The sequence below is a fragment of the Moraxella lacunata genome (assembly GCF_002027545.1).
GTDB lineage: Bacteria > Pseudomonadota > Gammaproteobacteria > Pseudomonadales > Moraxellaceae > Moraxella > Moraxella lacunata.
The window spans coordinates 1-5,705 of the sequence record NZ_MXAN01000134.1 but is presented as its reverse complement, the minus strand read 5'-3'; the positions used below and the strand labels follow the sequence as shown (position 1 = coordinate 5,705).

At 47.5% G+C, this 5,705-nt stretch carries 5 protein-coding genes; 3 read left to right on the top strand and 2 right to left on the bottom strand.

Going from position 1 to position 5,705, the window contains the following annotated elements; translation table 11 throughout:
* Nucleotides 1-166: 166 nt before the first annotated feature.
* The gene (gene dnaJ / locus B5J94_RS13690) at nucleotides 167-1,357 is read right to left on the bottom strand and encodes a molecular chaperone DnaJ (RefSeq protein ID WP_062500805.1); all 1,191 of its coding nucleotides are present in this window, start codon (nucleotides 1,355-1,357) and stop codon (nucleotides 167-169) included.
* A gap of 90 nt (nucleotides 1,358-1,447) precedes the next feature.
* On the opposite strand from dnaJ, the gene B5J94_RS13685 reads away from it, so the two are divergent.
* Complete coding sequence (locus B5J94_RS13685) at nucleotides 1,448-2,197, top strand: DUF2939 domain-containing protein (protein ID WP_062500807.1); 750 nt, start codon at nucleotides 1,448-1,450, stop codon at nucleotides 2,195-2,197.
* A gap of 92 nt (nucleotides 2,198-2,289) precedes the next feature.
* On the opposite strand, the gene erpA is transcribed toward B5J94_RS13685, so the two are convergent.
* Nucleotides 2,290-2,622 (bottom strand): iron-sulfur cluster insertion protein ErpA, encoded by a 333-nt coding sequence (erpA, locus tag B5J94_RS13680; RefSeq protein ID WP_062500809.1) that lies wholly within the window; start codon nucleotides 2,620-2,622, stop codon nucleotides 2,290-2,292.
* A gap of 120 nt (nucleotides 2,623-2,742) precedes the next feature.
* On the opposite strand from erpA, the gene B5J94_RS13675 reads away from it, so the two are divergent.
* The gene (locus tag B5J94_RS13675) at nucleotides 2,743-4,668 is read left to right on the top strand and encodes an ABC-F family ATP-binding cassette domain-containing protein (RefSeq protein ID WP_062500811.1); all 1,926 of its coding nucleotides are present in this window, start codon (nucleotides 2,743-2,745) and stop codon (nucleotides 4,666-4,668) included.
* Between the two features lie 242 nt (nucleotides 4,669-4,910).
* Nucleotides 4,911-5,576, top strand: a complete 666-nt coding sequence (locus B5J94_RS13670) for a J domain-containing protein (protein ID WP_062500813.1) — start codon at nucleotides 4,911-4,913, stop codon at nucleotides 5,574-5,576.
* Nucleotides 5,577-5,705: the final 129 nt, after the last annotated feature.

Genomic DNA, 5,705 nt, shown 5'->3' with positions numbered 1-5,705 from the left:
GGGTAGGTTTTTTGGAACGGAAAACTATTGCCTGCTCATAACGGTTTTCCGACTCGCAGGCATGGCTCAGAGCGAACGGAAAACCTAGTTTGGCATACTTTTTAGGCTGCCACCAAAAATAAAAAACACGGTAAAATTTTACCGTGTTTTGTTTGAAAAGTTAGGTTTAATCAAAAATGTCTTTAACTTCATCTTTGATTTTGTCAAAAAACCCCTTTTTTTTGGCACTTGCTCCGTTGTCGCTATTTAGGGTTTTGGCAAATTGCTCAAGCAAGGATTTTTGTTCGCTAGTCAAATTGGTGGGTGTCTCAATGATGATTTTGCACAGCAAGTCGCCCTGCATGCCACCACGCACGGTCATTACACCCTTGCCACGCACACGCAACACTTTGCCACTTTGGGTGCCTTCGGCAACTTTGATTTTTAGGCGACCACCGCCCAACGTGGGGATTTCTACTTCATCGCCAAGTGTGGCGGTGGCGATATTGACAGGAATATCAAGGTGCAAATCCGCCCCATTTCTGGTAAAGATGTCGTGCGGTTTGACATGAATCTCAACATACAAGTCACCATTTGGCATGCCATTGTCGCCCGCTTCGCCCTTGCCTGATAGGCGGACACGGTCGCCATTGTCCACGCCAGCAGGGATGGAGACTTCTAGGGTCTGAGATTTGTGCTGTTTGCCTTTGCCATGACAATCAGGGCAGGGGTTTTTGATTTTTTTGCCAGTGCCGCGGCAGTCAGGGCAGGTTTGTTGCATGACAAAAAAGCCCTGTTGGACACGCACCTGACCATGTCCGCCACAGGTAGGACAGCTGACGACATCGCTGGCAGACTTTACCCCTTTACCATCGCAGGTCTCACAGTGAACGCTCGTGCTGTATGTGATTTCTTTTTTACAGCCAGCTACCGCTTCTTCTAGGGTGAGACTGATTTGGTAGAGCAAATCCGCTCCTTTGCTAGCACGAGAAGAGCCACGAGAGTTGCCGAACATATCACCAAAGATGTCGCCAAAACCGCCACCGCCACTAAAGCCACCACGAGCCCCACCGCCAAAGAAACTACCAAAGATGTCGTTTAGGTCGTCAGCACTAAATCCGCCAGCATTGCCAAAACCACCGTTGTTCATGCCCTGCTCAAAGGCACTGTGTCCCATACGGTCATAAGTGGCACGTTTTTGGGCGTCCGACAGTACTTCATACGCCATCGTTGCTTCTTTGAATTTTTCTTCGGCACTTGGGTCGTCTGGGTTTTTGTCGGGGTGATATTTCATCGCAAGACGGCGGTAGGCTTTTTTAATCTCTTTATCGTCTGCCGACTTGTCCACGCCCAAAATGGTATAAAAATCTTTACTCATGTGTTGTCCTGATTGGCTTTTGGCTACTTAGGCGACCCAAAAAGGTCACGATTCGCAAAAATAAAAAATTTGCCTATTTATGGTGCTTTTATGCCATTTATCAAGCGTGATTGGTGTGATTTTTTACCAATTTTCAAAAATTTATGGCAAAATACCCCGCATTATCCCTATTATCATCCTGTGTTTATGAAAATCACCAAACTGCTCTTGGCACTTGCCATCATCGCCCTTATCATCGTGGCAGGCTCGCCTTATTATAAGCTCTACACCCTAAAAAACGCTTATGACAATGGCGACTATACTCCCATCATCAACAGCATAGACTTTGAGACACTACGCCCAAACCTAAAACATCAGCTCATCACCAAAACGGATAACTGGCTTGGCTCTAACGACGTGGTGCAGGGCTTGTCACTCTTTGGTGGACTGCTTGGGCTAGATGGTGCCAAACTTAACACCATCGCCCACAGCTTTATCAATACTGCCGTGGATAAGGGCGTTACCCCTGAGAATCTAACTCGGCTTGCCCAAGGCGACGTTCAGCCCGAGAGTGAGCCCATGCTTGTGGGCATTGCCTTGTTTGGCGGTTATGTCGATACTGAACGCCTACTCACCGACTACATCAGCACAGGCGACATGAACATCGCCATCGATAACCAAAAAACCGCCATCGCCGCCAAGACAAGCGACAACATCGGACAGCCGACCCAGCCCAAGCTGTCGTACTGTGGTATCAACTGCTTTGAAGTCGCCACCACCATCAAAGATAAGCCCTATACCATCGTCATGCACCGTCATCAAGTACTAGACTGGCAGATAGTTAATGTTGTTCTGCCTTGATTAACACAAAACAAAACCGCCATTAAGACGGTTTGGTTACAACAAGATTAGCACACCCCAATCTTAATCAATCTTAATCAATCTTAATCAACCTAAATCGAAAAAGACGACCCACAACCACAAGTAGTCGTGGCGTTGGGGTTATCCACGACAAAGCGAGAGCCTTCAAGCCCTTCGATATAGTCAATCGTTGAGCCGTGCAGGTACTGATAGCTTAGACTGTCCACCACGAGCGTGGCATCACCATTGTCAAAGGTGGCATCGTCATCGTCTAGCTCATCGGCAAAATCAAAGCCGTAGGAGAAGCCCGAACAGCCCCCGCCTGTTACATAGACCCGAAGCATGAGCTCGTGATTGCCTTCGGCGTCTTTTAGTTTTTGTAATTTTTTGGCGGCGTTGTCGGTTAGGGTCATGACGTTTTGCATGGTTTTTCTCTTGTTAAAATTTTTACAATTCTTAGGGATAATTATACCATAATAAGCCCAAATTTTAGCGATACAAGGTATAATAGAGAATTTTTAACTTATTTTGCACATTGAATTATCATGATAGAATTTAAAAATGTCGCTGTCCGCCGAGACGGACGCTTGCTGTTTAGTGAATTTGATGCCCAGCTCCACAAAGGGCAACGCATCGGCTTAACAGGCAACAACGGCACCGGCAAATCCACACTGTTCGCCACGATATTGGGCGAGCATGGCACGGACGTGGGGCAGATTGACGTACCAAAGGATTGGCAAATTGCTCACATGAAACAAGAAGTTCATGCCAGCGAGCAGACTGCCCTTGATTATGTGTTATCTGGCGATGATGAGTGGTATCATCTTAACAACAAAATCCAAAACCAATCTGCCCTATCCGAGCATGACATCGCCCCCATTTACCAAAGGTTTGATGAGATAGACGGCTATCGTACCCCGTCTAAGGCAGGGCAGATTTTGTCAGGGCTAGGATTTGGCGAACATGAACATACTCGCATGGTGCGTGAGTTCTCAGGCGGTTGGCGTATGCGTCTAAACCTTGCTCGCACGCTCATGCACCGAGCGGACGTGTTACTGCTTGACGAGCCGACCAACCACTTGGATTTGGATGCGATTTTGTGGTTAGAAGAGTGGCTGCTTAAATTTGACGGCTTGATTTTGCTCATCAGCCATGACCAAGAATTTTTGGACGGCGTGTGCGGACATATCTTGCACATAGAGCAGGGCAAAATTAACCTATATACGGGCAATTATAGCCAGTTCGTTCGCACCCGAGCCGAGCGACTAGAACAACAGCAGTCCGCCTTTGCCAAACAACAAGCAACCAAAGCCCGCCTAGAAGACTTCATTCGCCGTTTTCGTGCCAAAGCCAGCAAAGCCAAACAAGCCCAAAGCCGTCTCAAACAGCTTGACCGCATGACCGACATCGCCCCTGTCATGGCAGACAGTGGGTTTGATTTTCGCTTTTATCCGCCCACGCACATGGCAAGTCCACTCATCACGCTAGATAACGCATCTATCGGCTATGATAAACCTTTGATAACCAAGATAAACTTACAAATCACGCCCGACACACGGCTTGGCGTATTGGGGGCAAATGGGGCGGGCAAAAGTACGCTAATTAAGGCACTCGTGGGCGATTTACCGCTACTTTCAGGCACGCACCGAGCGTCTGATAATCTCATGCTTGGCTATTTTAATCAACACCAAATGGACACACTTGATGAGTCCGCCACCCCGCTTATCCTGCTTCGGCGACTGGCAGGGACGACATCAGACGCCGATTTGCGGGCGTTTTTGGGGAGTTTTGATTTTCGTGGCGATAAGATTGACACGCCTTGCCGTCTGTTTTCTGGGGGCGAAAAGGCACGGCTTACCCTTGCTCTTATCGTCTGGCAACGCCCCAACGTGCTGGTGCTAGACGAGCCGACCAACCACCTAGACCTATCCATGCGAAACGCACTCATGCTCGCCTTGCAAGACTTTGACGGTGCGTTAATCTTGGTATCGCACGACCGTGGTCTCATCACATCTGTGTGCGACAGCTTGATATTGGTCGCAAACGGGCGGGCGGACGAGTTCACAGGAGACATGGCGGACTATGCTGAGCACCTAAGACAAGCTCGCCTTGCCAAACTCGCCCAAAACAAAGCGAACAATCCGCCCCCAACGGCAGACGACACATCGGACAAACCTGCCCTAACCAAAGAAGAAATCCGTAAAAAAAATGCCGAAAACCGCCAAAAAACCGCTCCCTTGCGTAAGCAAATTGACAAACTAGAAAAAGAGCTGGACACGCTAGGGGCGAAACTTGCCGAGATTGAAACCGCCCTATCGGACACCGCCCTGTATGATGACGACCAAAAAGACAAACTCATGAATCTGCTTACCGACCAAAGCCAAACACAAAAACAGCTAAACGACACCGAAGAGAGTCTGCTTATGGCAATGGACGAGTTGGAGACGTTGGAGCGAGCGTTGGAAGAGTGATTTTAATATTGAAATCAGGCGTATAGGGGCGAATCACATTCGCCCCAAATCAGATTTTATGGTAAATTAACCCCAATTTGCACCAATGCTAAATTTTGAAAACATTTTTGTAGGGGCGTGTTGAACACGCCCGTTGGTGTATTTTGAGGTTAAATGACTATATTTAAAATAAAGGATAAATGTGATTTACCCCTACAAACCACATTAAATCATCAAAACCCCATTTACCAAACCCATTAAAAATGAAACAACCCCCCAAACACGACTATTACGCCATTTTGGGCGTGTCAAAATCGGCAGATATCGGGCAAATCAAAAAAGCCTATCGCCAACTTGCCCAAACCCACCACCCCGACAGAGCAGGCGAGAGCGGATACATCGTGCTGATTAACGAAGCCTATGCCACCTTAAAAGACCCCAAAAAGCGTGCCAAATATGACGTGTATCATGCCGTTTATTTTAGCACGACTGGCAAAATCGCCCACAAGGTCGCCACCACCGCTCGCTACAACCTACAAAAATCCCCCACCGTCATGGCAAATTTAAAAAAGCTAGAACGCCAAGCGACCGCTTTTGCCCAGTTTGCCGAGCATGAATTAAAGCCTGTCTTTATCAAAAACGCCAAAACTTTATTTGGCAAATTTAATGACCTTATGGCAACCCATACTCCCAATGCTAATGCTAATTCCAAGCCCAATTTTAATCCCAATGCTAATCACAGCACCGCCCAAACCACGCCCACCCTTGTCATCACGCCAGAGCTTGCCATACATGGCGGACAGATAACCTTTACCCACAACGGTCAGACCATTCGCACCACCTTGCCACAGGGCTTGACAGACGGCTCACAAATCAAGCTGACTATGGGCGGGGTGGCGGTGTGGTTTGTGGTGCGGGTGCAAGGGTAATTTATTGACATAAAATCGCACAATAGAAAATAAAATTGCCCGCCTGCAATAAACGATTTTTTTAAAAGGGTAGCAACCATTAAAATCATTAGACTTCTTTTCAAACCTAGATTTTTATGGATTTTTTAA

Coding starts and splice junctions, on each gene's coding strand:
- B5J94_RS13685 (WP_062500807.1), top strand. CDS start 1,448: ATGCCATTTATCAAGCGTGATTGGTGTGATTTTTTACCAATTTTCAAA.
- dnaJ (WP_062500805.1), bottom strand. CDS start 1,357: ATGAGTAAAGATTTTTATACCATTTTGGGCGTGGACAAGTCGGCAGAC.
- erpA (WP_062500809.1), bottom strand. CDS start 2,622: ATGCAAAACGTCATGACCCTAACCGACAACGCCGCCAAAAAATTACAA.
- B5J94_RS13675 (WP_062500811.1), top strand. CDS start 2,743: ATGATAGAATTTAAAAATGTCGCTGTCCGCCGAGACGGACGCTTGCTG.
- B5J94_RS13670 (WP_062500813.1), top strand. CDS start 4,911: ATGAAACAACCCCCCAAACACGACTATTACGCCATTTTGGGCGTGTCA.